Origin of the sequence: Cupriavidus sp. P-10, from assembly GCF_003402535.2 — a bacterium.
In the GTDB taxonomy this organism is placed as follows: domain Bacteria; phylum Pseudomonadota; class Gammaproteobacteria; order Burkholderiales; family Burkholderiaceae; genus Cupriavidus.
In genome coordinates this window covers 2,286,489-2,308,331 of the sequence record NZ_AP025171.1, presented here as the reverse complement: position 1 = coordinate 2,308,331, position 21,843 = coordinate 2,286,489, and the positions used below count along the sequence as shown (strand labels likewise).

General features: G+C 66.6%; 21 protein-coding genes. 8 read left to right on the top strand and 13 right to left on the bottom strand.

The genetic code is table 11. The features are described from left to right. Positions 1–40: 40 nt before the first annotated feature. On the bottom strand, positions 41–1,411 hold the full coding sequence (locus tag CTP10_RS27250; RefSeq protein ID WP_116319515.1) for an esterase-like activity of phytase family protein: 1,371 nt from the start codon (positions 1,409–1,411) through the stop codon (positions 41–43). Positions 1,412–1,767: 356 nt separating this feature from the next. Between CTP10_RS27250 and CTP10_RS27245 the strand changes: the two genes are divergently transcribed. Then, on the top strand, positions 1,768–4,005 hold the full coding sequence (locus CTP10_RS27245) for an NADP-dependent isocitrate dehydrogenase (RefSeq protein WP_116319516.1): 2,238 nt from the start codon (positions 1,768–1,770) through the stop codon (positions 4,003–4,005). Positions 4,006–4,087: 82 nt separating this feature from the next. On the opposite strand, the gene CTP10_RS27240 is transcribed toward CTP10_RS27245, so the two are convergent. Beyond that, a complete protein-coding gene (locus tag CTP10_RS27240) occupies positions 4,088–4,306 on the bottom strand; it encodes a hypothetical protein (RefSeq protein WP_116319517.1) in 219 nt (72 codons plus the stop codon). A gap of 282 nt (positions 4,307–4,588) precedes the next feature. Here CTP10_RS27240 and CTP10_RS27235 point away from each other — a divergent pair, with 282 nt between their 5' ends. The 3 genes from CTP10_RS27235 (at position 4,589) to CTP10_RS27225 (ending at position 5,727) form a co-directional block, all read left to right on the top strand. After that, complete coding sequence (locus CTP10_RS27235; RefSeq protein WP_020202065.1) at positions 4,589–4,792, top strand: cold-shock protein; 204 nt, start codon at positions 4,589–4,591, stop codon at positions 4,790–4,792. Between the two features lie 177 nt (positions 4,793–4,969). Continuing rightward, on the top strand, positions 4,970–5,257 hold the full coding sequence (locus CTP10_RS27230) for a hypothetical protein (RefSeq protein WP_116319518.1): 288 nt from the start codon (positions 4,970–4,972) through the stop codon (positions 5,255–5,257). A gap of 95 nt (positions 5,258–5,352) precedes the next feature. Beyond that, positions 5,353–5,727 (top strand): hypothetical protein, encoded by a 375-nt coding sequence (locus tag CTP10_RS27225; protein WP_116319519.1) that lies wholly within the window; start codon positions 5,353–5,355, stop codon positions 5,725–5,727. A gap of 56 nt (positions 5,728–5,783) precedes the next feature. Here the strand turns inward: CTP10_RS27225 and CTP10_RS27220 are convergent, their stop codons facing one another. From CTP10_RS27220 to CTP10_RS27205, 4 genes are all read right to left on the bottom strand, one after another. Then, positions 5,784–6,038, bottom strand: a complete 255-nt coding sequence (locus tag CTP10_RS27220) for a translation initiation factor 1 (RefSeq protein ID WP_116319520.1) — start codon at positions 6,036–6,038, stop codon at positions 5,784–5,786. 82 nt (positions 6,039–6,120) lie between these two features. Continuing rightward, a complete protein-coding gene (gene infA / locus CTP10_RS27215; protein ID WP_008646230.1) occupies positions 6,121–6,342 on the bottom strand; it encodes a translation initiation factor IF-1 in 222 nt (73 codons plus the stop codon). A 72-nt stretch (positions 6,343–6,414) separates the two neighbouring features. After that, positions 6,415–6,675: an isochorismatase gene (locus tag CTP10_RS27210; protein WP_233528122.1), complete on the bottom strand. Its 261-nt coding sequence runs from the start codon at positions 6,673–6,675 to the stop codon at positions 6,415–6,417. 418 nt (positions 6,676–7,093) lie between these two features. Next, positions 7,094–8,002, bottom strand: coding sequence for a LysR family transcriptional regulator (locus tag CTP10_RS27205; RefSeq protein ID WP_116319521.1), 909 nt, complete (start codon positions 8,000–8,002; stop codon positions 7,094–7,096). Between the two features lie 156 nt (positions 8,003–8,158). Here CTP10_RS27205 and CTP10_RS27200 point away from each other — a divergent pair, with 156 nt between their 5' ends. After that, on the top strand, positions 8,159–8,836 hold the full coding sequence (locus CTP10_RS27200) for a hydrolase (protein WP_116319522.1): 678 nt from the start codon (positions 8,159–8,161) through the stop codon (positions 8,834–8,836). 85 nt (positions 8,837–8,921) lie between these two features. Beyond that, a complete protein-coding gene (gene ycaC, locus CTP10_RS27195; protein ID WP_116319523.1) occupies positions 8,922–9,548 on the top strand; it encodes an isochorismate family cysteine hydrolase YcaC in 627 nt (208 codons plus the stop codon). A 50-nt stretch (positions 9,549–9,598) separates the two neighbouring features. On the opposite strand, the gene CTP10_RS27190 is transcribed toward ycaC, so the two are convergent. The 7 genes from CTP10_RS27190 to CTP10_RS27160 form a co-directional block, all read right to left on the bottom strand. Next, positions 9,599–11,056: an FAD-binding oxidoreductase gene (locus CTP10_RS27190; RefSeq protein ID WP_116319524.1), complete on the bottom strand. Its 1,458-nt coding sequence runs from the start codon at positions 11,054–11,056 to the stop codon at positions 9,599–9,601. 24 nt (positions 11,057–11,080) lie between these two features. Then, on the bottom strand, positions 11,081–12,394 hold the full coding sequence (locus CTP10_RS27185; RefSeq protein ID WP_116319525.1) for an MFS transporter: 1,314 nt from the start codon (positions 12,392–12,394) through the stop codon (positions 11,081–11,083). A 187-nt stretch (positions 12,395–12,581) separates the two neighbouring features. Further along, positions 12,582–13,538, bottom strand: a complete 957-nt coding sequence (locus CTP10_RS27180; protein WP_116319526.1) for a LysR family transcriptional regulator — start codon at positions 13,536–13,538, stop codon at positions 12,582–12,584. Between the two features lie 134 nt (positions 13,539–13,672). Beyond that, on the bottom strand, positions 13,673–15,055 hold the full coding sequence (locus CTP10_RS27175; RefSeq protein ID WP_116319527.1) for an MFS transporter: 1,383 nt from the start codon (positions 15,053–15,055) through the stop codon (positions 13,673–13,675). A gap of 32 nt (positions 15,056–15,087) precedes the next feature. Next, positions 15,088–16,692: a benzoate-CoA ligase family protein gene (locus CTP10_RS27170; protein ID WP_116319528.1), complete on the bottom strand. Its 1,605-nt coding sequence runs from the start codon at positions 16,690–16,692 to the stop codon at positions 15,088–15,090. A 125-nt stretch (positions 16,693–16,817) separates the two neighbouring features. Next, complete coding sequence (locus CTP10_RS27165; protein WP_116319529.1) at positions 16,818–18,365, bottom strand: 3,4-dehydroadipyl-CoA semialdehyde dehydrogenase; 1,548 nt, start codon at positions 18,363–18,365, stop codon at positions 16,818–16,820. A gap of 8 nt (positions 18,366–18,373) precedes the next feature. Further along, positions 18,374–18,838: a DUF4863 family protein gene (locus CTP10_RS27160; RefSeq protein WP_116319620.1), complete on the bottom strand. Its 465-nt coding sequence runs from the start codon at positions 18,836–18,838 to the stop codon at positions 18,374–18,376. A gap of 111 nt (positions 18,839–18,949) precedes the next feature. On the opposite strand from CTP10_RS27160, the gene CTP10_RS27155 reads away from it, so the two are divergent. Both CTP10_RS27155 and boxC read left to right on the top strand, forming a co-directional pair. Then, positions 18,950–19,912 (top strand): helix-turn-helix transcriptional regulator, encoded by a 963-nt coding sequence (locus CTP10_RS27155; protein WP_116319530.1) that lies wholly within the window; start codon positions 18,950–18,952, stop codon positions 19,910–19,912. 227 nt (positions 19,913–20,139) lie between these two features. Further along, on the top strand, positions 20,140–21,798 hold the full coding sequence (gene boxC, locus CTP10_RS27150; RefSeq protein ID WP_116319531.1) for a 2,3-epoxybenzoyl-CoA dihydrolase: 1,659 nt from the start codon (positions 20,140–20,142) through the stop codon (positions 21,796–21,798). Positions 21,799–21,843: the final 45 nt, after the last annotated feature.

Below are 21,843 nucleotides of genomic sequence, written 5' to 3'. Positions count from 1 at the left end.
TTTCTCCCCTCTCCCGCAAGCGGGAGAGGGGAGCACCGCCTCACCGCGCCTTCAGAAACTCTCCCACCTCCAGCAACACCAGCTCATTATCATCCGCGCGATTCGGTTCGCGGCTGGTACTGAATGGCAGGTTGTTGTCATTGCCGACCACGATATGCGTGGCGTCGACCACGTCGACGTTCTCGATGGTGAAGAACGGGAAGGCCAGCACCCCATCGGTCAGCGGCTTGCGCGCCAGCTTGCCCGGATCGGCAATGCGCAGCAGGTCGACATAGCCGATCTTGCGCAGCGGCCCGCCGGCGTTGGCATCGGTCAGCTCGACCTTGTAGACCCGCTTGAACTTCGCCACATCATCGAAGCAGTCCGGTCGCTTCTGCCCGGCCGGGCAGGCCTTGTCGGGCGTGCCTTCGCCATTGTCGCGCTCGATGATCAGGCCGGTATTGGCGTCGATCATGTTGAAATCGCCGATGGCATGGCTCGCGCCTTCCAGCACATACTTCCAGTGGCGGCCGGTCCAGGCCTGCCGCTTCACGTCGAATTCCAGCACGCGCAGGTAGGGCTTGCCGCCTTCGCTCTCGTAACCCTTGGCCGCTTCGTTCCACAGCGCGCCTTCCAGCAGCGCATACAGCTTGCCGCCGTCGGGCGATGCCGCCATGCCCTCGAAGCCCTTCGAGCGCTTTACCTGGAACCTGATGCCAGCGTCGGGCGCGGCTGGCGTTGTGACCGCCGGATGGTCGGGCGAGCGCACCACGTTGCCGTCGACCATGGTTTCGAACACCGCCAGCACCTTGCCGTTCATGTCGGCCTTGATCAGGAACGGGCCGAACTCGTCGCCGATCCAGATGGCGCCGCCCGCGAACTGGAAGCTCTCGGTATCGAAGTCCGAGCCGGTCAGGTAGCGCTGCTTCGTGCCCTCATGGACGATGCGGAACGACACTTTCTTGTCCGGATCGTGCAGGAAGATCGTCTTCAGGCGCCGGAACTGGCCGGTGCCGAAATCCACCGTGTACTGGTTCAGGTACAGCATGAAGTCGGGCGAGTTGGCCTTGGCGCCCGCGCCGTTGTCGGTCAGCAGCCAGAAGCTGCCGTCGGCCATGCGCTTGATGCCGGAGTGGCCCTGTGCGGGCTGGCCGCGGAACGGCAGCGAGATGCCGGTTGGCCGGCCATTGGACTTGCCTTCGACCGTGCCGGGCGCCTCGGTACGCTGCGCGGTGGTGAACTTGCCGCTGAGCCGCAGGTCGGCCGGAGCGTCCTTGGGCACGGCCAGCAGCGTTTGCGCGGGCAGCACGGCGTGGCCGGCGAGCGTGGCCGGGAAGGCTTCAGGCGCATCGGCCCACGCCGGCAGGGCGCCCAGCAGGGCGGCGGCCACGGCGAGCCGGGCCAGCGGCAGGGCAGGCAAAGGTCGGGACATATCGGTTCCTTGGCGTCGAGAGGACAAAAGCCGACATTGTCGGCGTCAAGTTTGACAACTCTGTGATCCGTCGGGCGCACCCCGCACAGCAGGTCTGCCGGCGCCCGCTTGTCCCGAAATGTCAAATCGGTTGCCAGAGCGGCACCGTTCGGGTGCAAGGGAAGGAACCGAGCGCCGCCGGCCGAACGCCGGCCCAAATTTCTGCCCGATTGCCGCGCAAATTGCGGTGGTTTTCAGACTCCTGACAGGAAACTGAGGCAAAATTCTATCTTTCGCCTAGTTTGTTGCCCTGCCAGGGGCTCTCATCGCCCGGCAGGCAGATATCCCACCCACCGTTCGAGGATCTGAGAGAAGCAATGAGTACCCAGCAACCTACCATCATCTACACGCTGACCGACGAAGCTCCGCTGCTGGCGACCAGTGCGTTCCTCCCGATCATCCAGGCTTTCACCAAGCCGGCCGGCATCAACGTCACCACCAGCGACATCTCCGTGGCCGGCCGTATCCTGGGCGAGTTCCCCGAATTCCTGACCGAAGAACAGCGCGTGCCGGACAACCTGGCCGAGCTGGGCAAGCTGACGCAGCTGCCGGAAACCAACATCATCAAGCTGCCGAACATCAGCGCCTCGGTGCACCAGCTGGTCAGCGCCATCCGCGAACTGCAGGGCAAGGGCTACAAGGTGCCGGACTATCCGGAAGACCCGAAGACCGACGAAGAAAAGGCGATCCAGAAGCGCTATTCCAAGTGCCTGGGCTCGGCCGTGAACCCGGTCCTGCGCGAGGGCAACTCCGACCGCCGCGCCCCGGCCGCGGTCAAGAACTTCGCGCGCAAGCACCCGCACAGCATGGGCGAGTGGAGCATGGCCTCGCGCACGCACGTGGCGCACATGAAGCATGGCGACTTCTACCACGGCGAAAAGTCGCTGACGCTGGACAAGGCGCGCGACGTCAAGATGGAGCTGGTCACCAGGAGCGGCAAGACCATCGTCCTGAAGCCCAAGGTCGCGCTGCAGGACGGCGAGATCATCGACAGCATGTTCATGAGCAAGAAGGCCCTGTGCGCCTTCTATGAAGAGCAGTTCGAAGACGCCCGCGCGACCGGCGTGATGCTGTCGCTGCACGTCAAGGCGACCATGATGAAGGTCTCGCACCCGATCGTGTTCGGCCACGCCGTGAAGATCTTCTACAAGGAAGCCTTCGCCAAGCACGGCGCGCTGTTCGACGAACTGGGCGTGAACGTCAACAACGGCCTGGTCAACCTGTACGAGAAGCTGGAAACGCTGCCCAGCTCCAAGCGCGAAGAAATCATCCGCGACCTGCACGCCTGCCATGAGCATCGTCCGGAACTGGCGATGGTGGATTCGGCCAAGGGCATTTCCAACCTGCACGCGCCGAACGACGTGATCGTCGATGCCTCGATGCCGGCCATGATCCGCATCGGCGGCAAGATGTGGGGTGCCGACGGCCGTCCGAAGGACACCAAAGCCGTGATTCCGGAAAGCACCTTCGCCCGGATCTATCAAGAGATCATCAACTTCTGCAAGACCAACGGCAACTTCGACCCGACCACCATGGGCACGGTGCCCAACGTCGGCCTGATGGCGCAGAAGGCTGAAGAGTACGGCTCGCACGACAAGACCTTCGAAATCGCCGAAGACGGCGTCGCGAACATCGTCGACCTGGCCACCGGTGAAGTGCTGCTGACGCAGAACGTCGAGCAGGGCGACATCTGGCGCATGTGCCAGGTCAAGGACGCGCCGATCCGCGACTGGGTCAAGCTGGCCGTCACGCGCGCGCGCAACTCGGGCATGCCGGCAGTGTTCTGGCTGGACCCGTACCGTCCGCACGAGGCCGAGCTGATCAAGAAGGTCGAGGCCTACCTGAAGGGCTACGACACCAACGGCCTGGACATCCAGATCATGTCGCAGGTGCGCGCCATGCGCTACACGCTCGAACGCGTGATCCGCGGCCTGGACACCATCTCGGTGACCGGCAATATCCTGCGCGACTACCTGACCGACCTGTTCCCGATCATGGAACTGGGCACCAGCGCCAAGATGCTGTCGATCGTTCCGCTGATGGCCGGTGGCGGCATGTATGAAACCGGCGCCGGCGGTTCGGCTCCGAAGCACGTCAAGCAGTTGGTGGAAGAGAACCACCTGCGCTGGGATTCGCTGGGCGAGTTCCTGGCCCTGGCTGTGTCGCTGGAAGATGTCGGCATCAAGACCGGCAACGCCCGCGCCAAGATCCTGGCCAAGACGCTCGACGGCGCCACCGGCAAGCTGCTGGACAACAACAAGAGCCCGTCGCCCAAGACCGGCCAGCTCGACAACCGCGGCAGCCAGTTCTACCTGGCGATGTACTGGGCGCAGGAACTGGCCGCCCAGTCGGACGACGCGGAACTGGCGGCCAAGTTTGCGCCGCTGGCCAAGACGCTGGCCGACAACGAGCAGAGCATCGTGGCCGAGCTGGCTGCGGTGCAAGGCAAGCCGGTCGACATCGGTGGCTACTACCAGCCGGACGCAGCCAAGCTCAGCGCCGCGATGCGCCCGAGCCAGACGCTGAACGCCGCGCTGGCATCCGTCGCAGCCTGATCGGCACTGGCCCGCCTGGCGGCCCGGCAAGATCGCAACCCCGGGGGCAAGGCCCCCGGGGTTTTTTCTTTTCCGGGCCGGGCTAAGAGTCCTTCTGCACTTCCCAACCTTGTTCCGTGCCGCTTTTCTGGTCCCGGTAGGTCCATAGCGCGCCGCAGTCCTGGCACACAAAGGTGCTGATGGTCACCGCGGCTGACCCGGGCGGCTTGATGCGTTGGGTATCGGTAATGCGCAGCGCGGCGTGCCCGGGGGCGCCGCGTTGGTGGCGTTCGATGGCCTGGCAGGCAGTACAGAGTGTCATCCGGTCTTGTCCGTTCGATGCGGCACTGTAGCATGCACGGGCCGCGCGGCCCGCAACAAGCGCATGCGCCGCTTATTGCCCCAATTTCCTGCCGAACCGCCGAAGTTCGTTGACTCGGGCTGGGGGCACCTGTATAAGGGTGGATGCAGGATCAATCAAGCAGCAATCTCGAAGTCCAGGTGCTTGCCCACACGGCGCCACTTTTTCTCCAAGTTACTTCCTTGATCGTCATGCCTTGCCGGCGCTTTTGCCAGGCAAGAATTACTTATTGAGGAATCCAACATGGAAACCGGTACCGTCAAGTGGTTCAACGATTCGAAGGGTTTTGGCTTCATTACCCCTGATGCAGGCGGCAACGACCTGTTCGCGCACTTCTCCGAAATTCAAGGCAGCGGTTTCAAGTCGCTGCAAGAAGGCCAGAAGGTTCGCTACGTCGCCGGCGTTGGCCAGAAGGGCCCGGCCGCGACCAAGATCGAGCCGATCTGAGTCTAGCCGACCAGCATTGCACTGCGCGCCTCGGCGCCAGTTCAGTCAAAAAGCTCCGCCAGCGCGGAGCTTTTTTGTTTTCTGCGGGGGCATCGTTTACCGGTATGAAATAAAGCCACTGCTGACGCTGCAACAGGCGTAGAGTGAGGGGAACACCACCAACCGGCGGAGGCTGTTATGGATGTTTATCCAGCTGCAACTTATAAGGGATATGACGTCTATCCCCTGGTGTACAAGCATGCTGTTGCGCGGGTGTGGCCAGAGCCCAGGCCCGACCGCTCGTTCGATGCGGCCGTGGTGATCTGCCTGGCCGGCGAATCGCCCGAAAGCGCGCAGGCACGCACGTTCCGCCTGGATGCCGCGCCCTGGGACAACGTGGGCGGCGCGCGCCGCGGCGCACTGCGCTTTGCGGAAGAGATCATCAACGGCACCGTGCCGGGAGTATCGATGGTCACGGCGCAATAGGAGTATTCCTCCCCATCAACGCGGCACGAAGCCGCCTGGCGTCGCCGTGCGCGACAGCAGCCGTCAGCATCCGTCAGCCAGCAGGGAATTCGTTCATGGACATGCGTTCGGGATCATCCGGTTTTCTTTGCACGTTGCCCGGCGAGGGCAAGGGCATCACCTACCACGTCGCGGTCTGCTTTATCGATGCGGAGCGGCCCACCGGCGTGCTCTTCACCAGCTTTGTCGGGGACGGACGGCGTGCATTCGGCGTGCTGGCCGAACCAGATGCATTGCAGGGCCCGCTTGCCGCCAGCGGCGAAGCGCTGTGCCGGCTGGCCATCGGCCAGGTGGTGCGCGACCACCTGCACGACAAGACGCGCGAGGGCGACTATGTGCTGGACCTCGGCGCCGTGCCATGGGACGGCGAACTGAGGCCGGTCGGCAGCGGCGTCCGGACCGGACGGCCGCATGTGCGCGTGGTGGGCTGAGGCGGCGCTCAGGGGCGCTCACGCCGTTCGTGCCGGCACGCGGCAGGACTTCGGTATCAGATCTTGAACACTGGGGCGCCGTGGCGCTCCAGCAGTGCTTCGATCAGCGCCATGTCGGTGATTTCCGGGGTGCGGTCTTCAACCGCGCGCGACGGGCCGCAATAGGTGGCCGTGACGTGGCGCCTGACGGTCAGTACGCCGGCCGCCGGCGGCTCGATCTGTACCTCCTGCCACGGGGTATGCCGGTAGGTGCCAGCCTGCCAGCCGTCCGGCGTCAGGTGCAGCAATTCCCATTCTTCGATGACTGACATGGTCGGTTCTCCTTTGCGGTGAGATGGATCGTTGCGGGACGGCACGCGCCGCTGCGGCGCATGCCGTGGCGAAGCATGCCGACTACGACTTGTGTCGATAGTTGATACGTCCCTTGGTCAGGTCGTACGGCGACATTTCCAGCGTGACGCGGTCGCCCGCCAGCACGCGAATGCGGTTTTTCTTCAGGCGGCCGGACGAATAGGCCCAGACTTCGAACCCGTTTTCCAGGATCACGCGGAAACGGTTGTCCGGCAGGACTTCCGATACCTTGCCGCCAAATTCCACCAGTTCTTCTTTAGCCAAGGAGGCTCCTTGCGTGAGCGGCGCCGGTACGGCGCACGCTGTTGTGACGGCCGTGCGGCCGAGGGAGAGGCGTTACTGCAGGCGCAGCCGCGCCGCGGCGCGCTCGCCGGCACGGCGGGCTGACTGGCGCGCGTGGGCTTCCGAGCGGTGCGTGTCGTGCCGCATGGCCACGTTGGCGACGATGCGCTCGGCACCGTTGCGGTATTCGGCGATCATGTAGGTCGCGAACCAGAGCCCGGGTTCCTGCTGGATCGGGTAGACCGAAACGGTGTACGGGTTGTGGATGCGGCTGTTGTCCTGGCGTTGATGATGGTTGTGGTTGCTTTGCTTCAATGTGTGCCTGTTCATGAGGCGCGGCCGCGGGCGGCGCGGTGCATCGGTGCGATGCAGGCGGCGCGGGGTGGCGACCGTTCGCCGTTGCTGTAGGCCAGCGTCGGGGCTCGCGTTCGGCGCAAGCGGGGAATCTGGCGGGAAGTGGACCATGCCTGCGCAAGCCGGCGCGCTACAAGGGGCGCAGTGGTTGCGGAGCGGACGAGCCGCCGGTCGGATAGGGTGATGGGCGATGCCGCCCAGGGAACTCCGGGATCAAGCCCGGACCGCCGCCGATATGCTTCTTGTGGGATTGTCTTGCGGCGGGCGCACTGGCGTCGGGCGTGGCCCGATCCATGCGTAAGAACCCGGATGATACCACTTCTGCGCCGGTCCTGCCCGCATGGCGGACACTGCACCCCGTGGCGGCCGCATCAGTCGCTCAGGTTTCGCGGATCTGCGCGAAGCGCTGCGACAGGAAATCGATCAGCTCCCGCACGGACGGCAGCAGTCCCCGCCGCGACGGAAACACCGCGTGAATCACGCCGCCCTTGATCGACCAGCCGGGCAGTACCCTGACCAGGCGGCCGTCGCGCAGTTCGTCGCAGACCAACATCAGCGGCAGTTGCACCAGCCCGGCGCCGGCCATCGCGGCGGCGCGCAGCATGATCATGTCGTCGGTGACCAGCCGGGGCCTGTGGTGCAGTTCGGCGCTGGCGCCTTCCGGGCCGTGCAGCACCCACACATGCGTGGGGCGCGGCGGGCCCAGGTCCAGCGTCGGCAGCGGGTCCAGGTCGGCGGGCATCAGCAGCGGGCCCCGGCCTTCCACCAGCCTGGGGCTGGCCACGATGCACCACGCGCGCTCGGACAGCACGCGCATCACCAGGTCGCTGTCTTCCAGCGGCGGCACCCGCACGCGGATCGCCAGGTCGACCCCTTCGGCAACCACGTCGACACGGCGGTTGGTGGCCTCCAGGTGCACCGAGACCTTGGGGTTCGCGGCCATGAAGTCCGCGATCATTTCGCCCACGCGCGTATGCAGCAGCGCCACCGGGCAAGTCATGCGCACCAGGCCGCTGGGTTCTGCGCGGGTGCGCTCGATCACGCTCTCGGCGGCCTCGGCCTCGACCAGCATCGCCTTGCAATGCGCGTAGTAGGTCTGGCCAAGTTCGGTTACGGAAAAGCGGCGCGTCGAGCGCTGGATCAGGCGCACGCCCAGCCGCTCCTCCAGCATGGCCACGCGCCGGCTCAGCTTGGACTTGGGAACGCCGAGCACGCGCCCGGCCGGCGCGAAGCCCTGGTGGTCGACCACCTGCGCGAAGTAGTACAGGTCGTTGAGATCGGGGTGCAACGGCGGCTCCTGTCGTCCTGCCAGTAGGACGCTGAGGACAGATTTTCGAGCCTACCGGGGCCATCTGCCAAGACCTATGCTTTTGCCACACGGTCGGTTCCGCGGCGCAGATGCCACGGCCACCCCATTCCGTCCACTGTGCAAGGAGAACGCGAGATGACCATTCCCGCCAATTTCAATGGCAAGCGCCCCGCAATCGATCCCGCCGATACGGCCATGCTGCTGATCGACCACCAGAGCGGCCTGTTCCAGACCGTGGGCGACATGCCGATGCCTGAGCTGCGCCTGCGCGCCGCCGCACTGGCCAAGATGGCAACGCTGTGCAAGCTGCCCGTCATCACCACGGCCTCGGTGCCGCAAGGCCCCAACGGCCCGCTGATTCCCGAGATCCACGAGAACGCCCCGCATGCCAGATATGTCGCGCGCAAGGGCGAGATCAACGCGTGGGACAACCCGGACTTTGTCGCCGCGGTCCGTGAGACCGGCAAGAAGACACTGATCATTGCCGGCACCATTACCAGCGTGTGCATGGCCTTCCCGTCGATCAGCGCGGTCGCCGACGGCTACAAGGTATTCGCGGTGGTCGATGCCTCCGGCACCTACTCGAAGATGGCGCAGGAAATCACGCTGGCGCGCATCGTCCAGGCCGGCGTGGTGCCGATGGACACCGCCGCGGTCGCCTCCGAGCTGCAGCAGACCTGGAACCGCCCCGACGCGCAGCAATGGGCCGAGGTCTACACCCGGATCTTCCCCGCCTACCAGCTGCTGATCGAGAGCTACATGAAGGCGCAGGAAGTCGAGAAGAAGCACGAGGTGCTGGACTCGCAGCGCTGACATTTTCCGACAGACGAAACACTTCACCCCAGGGCGCGGCCGGCAGAACCTTCCCCGGCTGTGCCCGCTTTCAAAGGAGCACGCCATGAGCAAGCCCTACAAGCGCCTGGACAAGACACAGGCAGCCGTCCTGATGGTCGATCACCAGGCTGGCCTGCTGTCGCTGGTCCGGGATATCGAGCCCGACAAGTTCAAGAACAACGTGCTGGCACTGGCCGACCTCGCCAGGTACTTCAAGCTGCCGACCATCCTGACCACCAGCTTCGAAGACGGCCCCAACGGTCCGCTGGTGCCCGAGCTGAAGCAGATGTTCCCTGACGCGCCGTTCATCCCGCGGCCTGGCCAGATCAATGCGTGGGACAACGAAGACTTTGTCGCCGCGGTGCGCGCCACCGGCAAGAAGCAGTTGCTGATCGCCGGCGTGGTCACCGAAGTCTGCGTCGCATTCCCGGCGCTGGCGGCGATCGAGGAAGGCTTCGAGGTCTTTGTCGTGACCGATGCCTCTGGCACCTTCAACGAGATCACGCGCGATTCCGCGTGGCGCCGCATGTCGGATGCGGGCGCGCAGCTGATGACCTGGTTTGGCGTCGCGTGCGAACTGCACCGCGACTGGCGCAACGATATCGAAGGGCTGGGCACGCTGTTCTCGAACCATATCCCGGACTACCGCAACCTGATCACCGCCTACACCACGGTGAAGGGCGGCAAGTAAGCCCGCCGCGCCGCCCTGTCTCGCGTCGGGGCGGCGCGCCGGCGCAGCCTTCAGGCGCGGGCCGCGACCACCTTGCCCGGATTGAGGATGTCGAGCGGGTCGAGCGCGCGCTTGATCGAGCGCATCACGGCGACGGCGGCCTCGCCGTGCTCCTCCACCAGGTAGCCGATCTTGTGCAGCCCCACGCCGTGCTCGCCGGTGGAGGTGCCGCCATGGCGCAGCGCGCGCCGCACCAGCCGCTGGCTGAAAGCCTCGGCCGCATCCACTTCGGCGCGATCGTCCGGATTTACCAGTACCAGGCAATGGAAATTGCCGTCGCCCACATGGCCGAACACCGGCGCCAGCAGGCCATGCGCGGCGATGTCGGCCTCGGTTTCCCCGATGCATTCCGCCAGCGCCGAGATCGGTACGCAGGCATCGGTGGTAAGGCAACGGCTGCCCGCGCGCAACTGCAGCACGGCAAAGTAGGCATGATGGCGTGGCGTCCACAGGCGCGAACGGTCTTCTTGCTTCGTGGCCCACTGGAATTCGCCGCCGCCGCATTCTGCCGCGATTTCCCGCACCCATTCGGCCTGCTCGTCGACCTGCGCCTGGCCTCCGCCGAACTCCAGGCACAGCGTCGGCTGCTCGGCCATCGACAGCTGGCTGTGCGCATTGATGGCGCGGATCGTCAGCGCATCGAGCATTTCCGCTCGCGCCAGCGACACGCCGGCCTGCACAGACTGGATCACGCAGTCGACCGCGGCGCGCACGGTGGGGAAATGCACGACCGCCGCGGCGGTGACCTCGGTGCGCGGATGCAGCCGCACCGTGGCCTCGGTGATCAGGCCCAGCGTACCTTCGGAGCCGCAGTAGAGCTGCGTCAGGTTGTAGCCCGCCGATGACTTGCGCGCGTCCGACGCCGTGCGCAGCACCTCGCCGCCGGCAGAGACCACGGTCAGGCTGCGCACGTTGTCGCGCATGGTGCCGTAGCGGACCGTGTTGGTGCCCGAGGCCGCGGTCGCGGCCATGCCGCCGATGGTGGCATCCGCGCCCGGATCGACCGAGAAGAAGAAGCCGCTGTCGGCCAGCGCGGCATTGAGCTGGCTGCGCGTGACGCCGGCCTGCACGGTCGCGGTCATGTCTTCCGGCCGGATCGCCAGCACCGCGTTCATCTGCGTGAAGTCGATGCAGACGCCGCCCTGCACCGCCAGCAGGTGGCCCTCGACCGACGAGCCCGCGCCGAAGGCGATCACCGGTACGCGTTCGCGCGCGCAGGCCTGCACCACGAACGCGACTTCGTCGGTGCCGGTGACGAAGACCACCGCATCGGGCGGCGCCGGCGGATAGGCGGATTCATCGGTGCCGTGCTGCAGCAGCACCGCGGCGCTGCGCGAGAAGCGCTCGCCGAATTTCTGTTCGAGCAGGGCGAGCAGCGCGGGCGACGGAGACCGGCGTGGCGCCGCGGCGGGGACTTCAGCGGTGACGTCAGTCGCGGCGTCGGGGGAAGTTTCAAGCAGGGAGGCCATGATGTCTAGCGTGAAGGAGAGGGTTCATTGACGCGGCGCGCGCACGGGGCGCACCAGCAGCACCAGCGCGGCGCCAGCGACCAGCCAGCCGGCCAGCATGTAGAGGCCGGCATCGGTGCTGTGGGTGGCGTCATGGATCAGGCCGACGAGGAAAGGCGCACTGAAGCCGGACAGGTTGCCGAACGAATTGATCAGCGCGATGCCGGCCGCGGCGCTGGCACCTCCCAGCAGCATGGTGGGCAGGGCCCAGAACACCGGCAGCGTAGCCATGATGCCCATGGTCGCCAGCGTCAGGCCCGCCATCGCCAGCCATTGGTTGCCGTGCATCGCCACGCTCAGCACCAGGCCCGCGGCGCCGGTCAGCGCGGCCAGCGCCGCGTGCCAGCGCTGCTCCAGGTGGCGGTCGGCGCTGGCTGCAACCCAATACATCGCCACCACGCCGAACGCCCACGGCACCGCGCTGAGCAGGCCGATCTGCAGCGGGTCGGCCACGCCCATGCCGCGGATGATGCTGGGAAGCCAGAAGCTCACGCCATACAGGCCGGAGACAAAAGCGAAGTACACCAGTGCCAGCGCCCACACCCGCGGGCTGGCCAGCACGGAGCGGATGCCGCTGTCGGCCTTGTGCGACTGTTCCGCCGCCATGTCGCGTGCGATCACCTCGCGCTCGTGCGGCGCCAGCCAGCGCGCCGCGGCGGGGCGGTCGTCCAGGTACTTCAGCACCAGCAGGCCGACCAGCACGGTAGGCAGCCCTTGCAGCAGGAACATCCACTGCCACCCGGCCATGCCGGCGATGCCGCCCATGTACTTGAGGATCCAGCCCGACAGCGGGCCGCCGAGGATGCCCGACACCGGGATCGCCGCGATAAACATCGACGTCACGCGGCTGCGCCGCTGCGCCGGGAACCAGTAGGTCAGGTACAGGATGATGCCGGGAAAGAAGCCAGCCTCGGCCGCGCCCAGCAGGAAGCGCAGCACGTAGAAGGAAACGGGCGACTTCACCAGCATCATCGCCGCCGACAGCAGGCCCCACGTGATCATGATGCGCGCGATCCAGCGGCGCGCGCCGTAGCGATGCAGCACCAGGTTGCTCGGGACCTCGAACAGGAAGTAGCCGACAAAGAAGATGCCGGCGCCCAATCCGTACACGGTTTCGGTCAGTTGCAGGTCGGCCTGCATCTGCAGCTTGGCGAAGCCGACATTGACGCGGTCCAGGTAGGCGACGATATAGCAAAGGAACAGCAGTGGGACTAGGCGCCAGGCGACTTTCCGGTAGACGGAATCGCCGGCGGCTTCCAGGGGGCCGGCCACGGCGGGCGCGGTGGTGGGGATGGTCATGCAGGTCTCCGTATCTGTTCTTATCGCGGGTGCTGATCGCGCGCCGTCTCGATGGCGCGGGGCTATCGTCGCCTCGATCGGACCAAAAGAAAAATATGGATTGGAGAACTGGCCATCTGCTAGCGAGATGGCAGCAGCGGCGCGGCAGGGCGCCACAAGGGGACCTGGAAGACTGGTAAGCGGCGGATCAGTCCCGCGTGCCGTCGGCACGCACGGCCCGCGCGCCACGCCAGCCGCCCTGGTCGCACAACTGCCGCACCACATTGCCGACCAGCGTGCGCACCGCGCGCTTGGCATGGGTCTGCGGCAGGTCGCGCGACAGGCAGGTGCCCAGCGTGCGCCGCATGCCGTTGCACAGGATCGGATGCGCGACCAGGTCGCCGGCGTCGACCTCCTGCGCCACCAGCGCCAGCGGCAGGATGGTCGGGGCGATGCCAGCCTGCACCGCGCGCTTCAGGGTATGGACCGAGTTGATTTCCGCGGCCAGCGACGGCATGGCGACGCCTTGCTCGCTGAAGACCTGTTCGATGATGGCGCGCAGGCAGTGGTTATGCTGCGATGCCGACAGGATCAGCGGCTGCGCGGCGATCGCCTGCAGCGTGATGCCGGCCTCCGGCGCCGGACCCGGGTAGGCCGCGCCGCGGATCCAGTAGAAGTCCTCGTCGGCCATGGGCTCGAAATCGAAATCGGCCAGCGGGACATTGGAGGTGAACACGGTCAGGTCGATGCGCCCCTGCCTGAGCTGGTCCAGCAGGTTGCCGGTCAGCTCCTCGTTCAGGTGCAGCGACACCTGCGGCAGTTGCGCGCGCGCGGCCTGCAGCAGCGGCAGTGCCAGCGCGGCGGAGGCGCTCTGCGGCACGCCAAGGATCACGGAGCCGACGATCGATTCCGGCGCGCGCACCGCGGTGCGGGCATCTTCCAGCTGCTTCAGGATGCCCTGCGCGTACTCGTAGAAGACCTGGCCCGACTCGGTCACCTGCACGCCGCCGCGCCCGCGCACCAGCAACTGCACGCCCAGTTCCTGCTCCAGGTCGCTGATCTGCTTGCTCAGCGCCGACTGGGCGACGAACAGGCTTTGCGCCGCGCGCGACACGCTGCCGGCATCGACGATGCCGACAAAGTACTTGAGCTGTCTGAGTTCCATGTTCGCCTCTCGTGTTCGCCTCATGTGGGGCGGCACGCTGCCGTGCGCGGCGGCGATGATAGCAGCCACCGGGGGCCGGAAATATCCCGGCTTTCCCGGTGGCAGGGAACCCAAAGGTGCGGCGCGCGCGCCGCTCAGGCCTTGCTCGCGGCGGGCGCCGGTGTTGCCACCTTCACCTCGGCCGGGGTCTCCGCCTGTGCCGAGGCCGACCGGCGGTGGTTGATCAGCGACACCGCCAGCACCGCGATCACCGCCGGAATCGCTATCGCCATGAAGTTCTGCTGCAGCGGCAGCGACATCCCCACCAGCACGCCGATCACGATTGGCGCCAGGATCGCGCCGCTGCGCCCCACGCCCGAGGCCCAGCCGATGCCGGTGCCGCGCACCGCCATCGGGTAGAACTGGCCGGCATAGGCATAGGTGACGATTTGCGTGCCGATGGTCGAGGCACCGGCCAGGCCCACTACCACGAACAGCGCGGCGGTCGGCATCGGGTAGCCCAGCAGCGTGATCGAGATCGCGGCCAGCGTGTACATGCCGATCAGCACATGCTTGATCGGCAGCCGGTCGGCCAGCCAGCCACCGCCGACGGCGCCGATCATCGCGCCGAAGTTCAGCACCAGCACGAAGGTCAGCGCCGAGCCGAGGCTGTAGCCGGCACCGGCCATCAGCTTGGTCAGCCACGAGCTGAGCGCGTACACCATGAACAGGCACATGAAGAACGCTACCCAGAACATTGCCGTGCTGAAGCCGCGGCCATCCTGGAACAGGCGGCGGATCGGTGCGCTGCCGGCCGCCTGGTCGGCCCGCTCGTCGGCGGGCAGGGTGAAGACGTCGCCGGCCTGCGGGCGGTGCGACGGCACCAGCCGCGATACCACGGCCTGCAGCATGGCGGTCTGCCTGGTGCGGATCAGGTATGGCATCGATTCCGGCAGCGAGCGCAGCACCAGCGGGATCAGCAGCACCGGCAGCCCGGCGGCCAGGAACACCGACTGCCAGCCATAGCTCTCGATCAGGCCCTTGCCCAGCAGCGCGGCGAGCATGCCACCGACCGAATAGCCGCTGAACATCAGCGTCACCAGCGTGCCGCGCAGCTTGCGCGGCGAGTACTCGGTCATCTGCGCCACCACGTTTGGCATGACGCCACCAATCCCCAGCCCCGCCAGGAAGCGCGTGATGCTGAACGTGACCGGATCGCTGGCAAAGCCGGCAGCAGCCGTGAACACGCTGAACAGGCCGATGCAGATGGCGATGGCGCGCCGGCGGCCGATACGGTCGGCGATGGTGCCGAGGAAGATCGCACCGAACATCATGCCGAACAGCGCCGAGCTGACCATGAAGCCGGCACTGGTGGCGGTGACGCCCATCTCCTTCATGATCGACGGCAGGGCGATGCCCGCGACGGCCAGGTCATAGCCGTCGAAGATGATGATCAGCGCGCACCAGAACAGGATCTGCGCATGGAAGCGGTTGAAGCGGGCCTCGTCGGCCAGCTGGTGGACATCGATCTGACGCATGGTTGTCTCCGGTATGGTGGGATGGCGCGTGCTTACGCCACTGCAATGGCGCGCTCTGCGGCGGCCTTCAGCTCGCGCTCGCGCAGCACGAAGCGCTGGATCTTGCCCGTGGCGGTCTTGGGCAGCGTGTCGACGAACTCGATCGCACGCGGGTACTTGTAGGCGGCCAGCCGCTCCTTGACGAAGGCCTTCAGCTCGGCGTCGCCCAGTTGCGCACCCGCCTTCAGCACCACGAAGGCCTTGGTCTTGACCAGGCCTTCGTGGTCGGGCACGCCGACCACCGCGGCCTCCAGCACCGCGGGGTGCTGCACCAGCGTGGCCTCGACCTCGAATGGCGAGACGTAGATGCCGCTGACCTTGAGCATGTCATCGCTGCGCCCGGCGTAGCTGTAGGTGCCGTCCGGGTTGCGCACATACTTGTCGCCGCTCTTGGTCCAGCCGCCGCGGAAGGTCTCGCGCGATTTCTCGAGGTTGGCCCAGTACAACATCGCGGCGCTGGGGCCCTGGATATACAGGTCGCCGATCTCGCCGTCGGGCACGGGCTGACCGGACTCGTCGCGCAGCTCGATGGTGTAGCCCGGCACCGGCCAGCCGGTGGTGCCGTAGCGCACCTGGCCGGGGCGGTTGGACAGGAAGATATGCAGCATCTCGGTGGAGCCGATGCCGTCGATGATCTCGCAGCCGAAATGCGCGGTGAAGCGATGGCCGATCTCGGCGGGCAATGCTTCGCCGGCCGACGAGCACAGCCGCAATGCCACGTCGGCACGCCCCGGCAGTGAAGGACTGGCGAGCATGCCGGCGTACCCCGTGGGCGCGCCGAAGAATACCGTGGGTTTGTGCTCCAGCCAGCGGCAGAACGTGGCCTCGGGCGTGGGCCGCTCTGCCATCAGCACCACCGTCGCGCCAACGCTCAGCGGGAAGCTCAGGCCATTGCCGAGACCGTAGGCGAAATACAGCTTGGCCGCGGAGAAGCAGATGTCGTCCTCGCGCAGGCCCAGCACCGGGCCCGCGTACAGTTCGGCGGTCCAGTATGGGTTGCGGTGGCTGTGCACCACGCCCTTGGGCTGTCCGGTCGATCCGGACGAGTAGAGCCAGAAGCCGGGATCGTCGCAACGGGTGGCGGCGGGTGCCGGCAGCGGCGTTTGCGCAGCGAGCACCGTGTCGAGGGACACCATGCCTTCAGGCAGGCTGGCTTGCGCGCGCGATACGAACACCTTGCCGACTTCATGCCCGGGCTGCGCCAGCGCTTCCTGCAGCACCGGCAGCAGCGCCGCCGACACCAGCACCGCCTGCGCGCGGCTGTGCTGCAGCATATAGACGTAGTCGTCGGCGGTCAGCAGCGTATTGACCGCCACCGGCACGATGCCGGCGTACATCGCGCCGAGGAAGCTGACCGGCCAGTCGGTGCAGTCGTGCATCAGCAGCAGCACGCGTTCCTCGCGGCGCACGCCGGCGCTGAGCAGCGCGGCGGCCACGCGCCGCGCCTGCAGTGCCAGCTCGCCGTAGGTCAGCCGGCCATCGTCATCGATATATGCGGTCTTGTCCGGGCGCCCGTCATTGCACGCCAGCAGGTACGCGGCAAAGTTGAAGGACGCGCCCGGCGGTTGCACCGGGACGTCTGCGGTGGTGGCGGTCATGCTTGTCTCCCCGTTACTGGTGTACGGTGTGCTGCGCGCCGCCATGCGAGGGCGGCGCGGTGAAGGAGCGGTGAAGGAGCGGTGAAGGCGCTGTGAAGGCGCTGTGAAGGCGTGTGGACCGGCCCTCAGGCCAGCGTGCCGAGTACCTCGGTGCTGGCCTGGATCGCGCTGCGCCGATGGTAGAAATGCAGCGCGCGCAGGCCGCCCAGCTCCTCGCCGCCGCCGGCACGGCCCGGGCCGCCATGCAGCGATTGCGGCATCACGTTGCCGTGGCCGGTGTGCAGCTGCGCGACATCGGGAGAGATCACATGCACGCGGCCGTGGCTGTCGGCCAGTTCAACCGCGGCGGCGCCGAGCGCGGCGGCATCGCTGGCGTAGAGCGAAGCCACCAGCGAACCCTGGCCACGGCGTACCAGCGCGAGCGCATGCGGGGTATCGCGATAGGGCAGCAGCGTGGCGACCGGGCCAAAAACTTCGGTGTCATGCACTGCCGCCGCCGCATCGGCATCGGTGACGCCGAGCAGCGTCGGCCCGACGCAGCAGGCCACGGCCGGATCGGCATCGACCAGCGGCTGCCGCGTGCCGTCATGCAGCACCTGCGCGTGCTGGCGCAGCGCCGCCAGCCCTTCGGTCAGTGCATCGAACTGCGCGCGGCTGACCAGCGCGCCCATGCGCACCGAGTCGTTGCGCGGATTACCGACGACGACCTTTGCCAGCCGCGCGCCAATGGCTTCGGCGGCTTGCCCGTAGAGCGCCTCGGGCACGAACACGCGACGGATCGCGGTGCATTTCTGCCCGGACTTGACCGTCATCTCGCGCACCACTTCCTTCACCAGCAGGTCGAACGCGGCGGTGTCCGGCCCCGCCTGCGGCAACAGCACCGCGCTGTTGATGCTGTCCGCCTCGATATTCACGCGCACCGAGCGTTGCGAAATCGCCGGATGCGAACGGATCACCGCAGCGGTATCGGCCGAGCCGGTGAACGACACCACGTCGAAGGGCTGCAACTGGTCGAGCAAACCTGCCGAGCTGCCGCAGACCACCGACAGCGCGCCCGCCGGCAGCACACCGGCCTCAACCACGTCGCGCACCATGCGCTGCGTCAGCCAGGCAGTGGCGGTAGCGGGTTTGACGATCACGGGCACACCGGCCAGCAGCGCCGGGGCGGCCTTCTCCCACAGGCCCCAGCTCGGGAAGTTGAAGGCATTGATAAACAGCGCGACACCGCGCGTTGGCACCAGCACGTGCTGCGACTGGAACAGCGGATCCTTGCCCAGCCGCGCGGCCTCGCCGTCGAGCAGGTATTGGCGATCGCCAAGCGTATCGCCCAGCTTCGCATATGTGCCCAGCGTGAAGATGCCGCCATCGATGTCGACGGCGGAATCGTTCTTCACGGTGCCGCTGTTCGCGGTGGCAATCTCGTAATAGGAATCGCGGTTGGCCTGCAGCACCTTGACGATGTCAGCCAGCAGCGCGGCACGCTGGCGGTAGGTCAGCGCGCGCAGCGCGGCGCCGCCCAGTTCGCGCGCGAAGGCAAAGCCGGCGGCAAGGTCCAGGCCGGTGGCATCCACCCGCACCAGCTCGTCGCCCAGCACGGGATCAATCAGCGGCGTGCCCGCGCCGGTGCCGGCCTGCCATTTGCCGCCAAGGCAGTTGGAAAGCAGTTCGGTCATGGCAGTCCTCAGCGGGTGAAGTCGATGCGGCCTTCCGGCAGCAGGTAGAGCACCAGCGCGCGGCCGTTGCTGACAGTGGGGCGGTGCGCGCTGCCCGGCGGACACACCAGCCACCCAGCCGGCCGGCCATCAAACTGCGCGTCGCCGTCGAGGGGCATGATCAGGTCGATCTCGCCGTTGGGATGCGCATGGTGCGGACCGGCAATGTCCTGCATGTCCACCACGTCGACCGAAAAGCCGTTCAGGTCGTCGGCGGGTTTGAAGATGCGGCCATAGCGGATGCCGCCGCCTTCGCGGTCGCACAGCCAGCCTTCGGCCACGCCGGCCTGGCAGCTTGCCTTCAGCTGTTGGTAGGTGGCGCTACCGGCGCCATGCTCCGCATTGAGCCAGGCGTCCAGTCCGGCATCGAGCGGCCGGCCGGCAAGTTGCGCGGTAAGTTGCGCAATCTGCTCGCGGAATTGCGTTGGGGACAGCGTTGAGGAGAGGTTGAGGGACATCCAGGGGGCTCCGTCTGATTCAGCCATTGCTATCGAAGGCTTCATGCATTATTGTGCATGTATGAAAAATAGGACCACCGAGAAATCATGTCAAGCACTATATTGCATGAATCTGGGTTAACCCGGGATGGCTGCCTGCAAAATGATTCAGGCGTAGCCGCTGCCAGCGGCGCGGAAAAGAACCCCTTCCTGGTGGCGCTGGGCGAGCGCGTGCGCGACCTGCGCGCGCGCCGTGGCCTGACTCGCAAGGCCGCGGCGCAGGCCGCCGGGGTGTCGGAGCGGCACCTTGCCAATCTGGAATACGGCAGCGGCAACGCGTCGATCCTGGTGCTGCAGCACATTGCCGATGCGCTGCAGTGTTCGCTGGCCGGGCTGCTGGGCGACGTGACCACGTCCTCGCCAGAGTGGATCCTGCTGCGCGAATTGCTGGAGCACCGCGACGAGGCCACGCTGCGGCGCGTACGCATCGCCGTGGGCGAGATGCTCGGTACCGGCGGCGAGAATGCCGTGCAGGCGGCGCGCAGCCCGCGCGTGGCGCTGATCGGCCTGCGCGGCGCCGGCAAGACCACGCTGGGCGGCATGCTGGCCGAAGACTTGGAGTTCCCATTCGTGGAGCTGAGCCGCGAAATCGAGAAGTTCGCCGGCTGCAGCATCGCCGAGATCCAGGGGCTGTATGGCATGAACGCCTACCGCCGCTACGAGCGCCGGGCGGTGGAAGAGGCCATCCAGATCTATCCCGAAGCCGTCATCGCCACGCCTGGCGGCCTGGTGTCCGACCCGGCCACCTTCAACTTGCTGCTGGCCCATTGCACCACGGTCTGGCTGCAGGCCGACGCTGAAGACCATATGGAGCGGGTCCGCGCGCAGGGCGACTTCCGTCCGATGGCGGCCAGCAAGGAAGCGATGGAAGACCTGCGCCATATCCTGGCCGGCCGCGCGGCGTTCTATTCGAAGGCGGAGTTCTCGCTGGATACCAGCGCGCAACCGCTGGAGCCAACTTTCGCGGCGTTGCGCGACATGGTGCGCAAGGCGCTGGAAATGCCGGGCTGACTTCGCATTGGATGGTGGGATTCCCCTGGCGGCGGCACTTCGGTGCCGCCGTTCTTGTTTGCGGGATGGCGCCAGCGGCACCGCCAGGGCGGGTAGGTGGCGCGACCGCCATACTCGCAATAATCTGCACAATAGTGCTTGCAAGAAATCCGGTTAATGAATTATATTTCTTCTCAACAGATTCCTGCTCATGCACTATGGTGCAGTTCCACCGAGGAGACACCGCCGTGACCACCGCCCCCCGCGTCGAATACCAGACCACCCCCGCCCAGTACAAGCACCTGAAGCTGAAGTTCGAAGGCCCTCTCGCCACGCTGGCGGTGGATATCGATGAGAACGCGGGCCTGCGCCCGGGCTACAAGCTCAAGCTGAACAGCTACGACCTCGGCGTCGATATCGAGCTGAACGATGCGCTCAACCGCATCCGCTTCGAGCACCCGGAAGTGCGTACCGTGGTCGTCACCAGCGGCAAGGACAAGGTCTTCTGTTCGGGCGCCAACATCTTCATGCTTGGCGTCAGCAGCCACGCGTGGAAGGTCAACTTTTGCAAGTTCACCAACGAGACCCGCAACGGCATCGAGGACTCGTCGCAGCACAGCGGCCTGAAGTTCCTGGCCGCGGTCAACGGTGCCTGCGCCGGCGGCGGCTATGAACTGGCGCTGGCCTGCGACGAAATCCTGCTGGTGGATGACCGCTCGTCGGCCGTCAGCCTGCCCGAAGTGCCGCTGCTGGGCGTGCTGCCGGGCACCGGCGGCCTGACCCGCGTGACCGACAAGCGCCACGTGCGCCATGACCTGGCCGATATCTTCTGCACCACCACCGAGGGCGTGCGCGGCCAGCGCGCCAAGGACTGGCGCCTGGTCGACGATATCGCCAAGCCGGCGGTGTTCGCGCAGAAGGTGCAGGAGCGCGCGCTGGCGCTGGCCGCGCAGAGCGACCGTCCGGCCGATGCGCAGGGCGTGGCGCTCGCGCCGATCGAGCGCGCCACCGAAGCCGATGCGCTGCGCTATACGCATGTGACCGTGGAAATCGACCGCGCCGGCCGCACCGCAACCTTCACGGTGAAGGCGCCGACGGGCACGCAGCCGCGGCACATCGATGACATCGTGCAAGCCGGCGCCAACTGGTACCCGCTGCAACTGGCGCGCGAGCTGGAAGACGCAATCCTGTCGATGCGCACCAACGAGCTGGATATCGGCACCTGGCTGATCAAGACCGCCGGCGACGCCGCCGCGGTGCTGGCCACCGACGCCACGCTGCTGGCGCACAAGGGCCATTGGCTGGTGCGCGAGACCATCGGCCTGCTGCGCCGCACGCTGAGCCGCCTGGATGTGTCGTCGCGCAGCCTGTTCGCGCTGATCGAGCCGGATTCCTGCTTTGCCGGCACCTTCCTGGAACTGGCGCTGGCGTGCGACCGCAGCTACCACCTGGCGCTGCCGGACGACGAGGCGCGCGCGCCGAAGATCACTGTCGCGGAAGTCAACTTCGGCCTGTACCCGATGGTCACCGGCCAGAGCCGACTGGGACGGCGCTTCTACGACGAGCAGCCCGCACTGGATGCCGTGCGCGCCAGGGCCGGCCAGCCGCTCGATGCCGATGCCGCCTGGGCGCTGGGCCTGGTCACCGCCAACCCCGACGATATCGACTGGACCGACGAAGTGCGCATCGCGCTGGAAGAGCGCGTGGCGATGTCGCCCGACGCGCTCACCGGCATGGAAGCCAACCTGCGCTTCAACGGCCAGGAGAACATGTTCACCCGCATCTTCGGCCGCCTGACCGCGTGGCAGAACTGGATCTTCCAGCGCCCCAACGCCGTCGGGGACAAGGGTGCGCTCAAGGTCTATGGCAAGGGCGACAAGGCCGCCTTCGACTGGAACCGCGTCTGATCCCGCACTCACCTCGTACGAACGACAACCGAACCGTCCCAAATC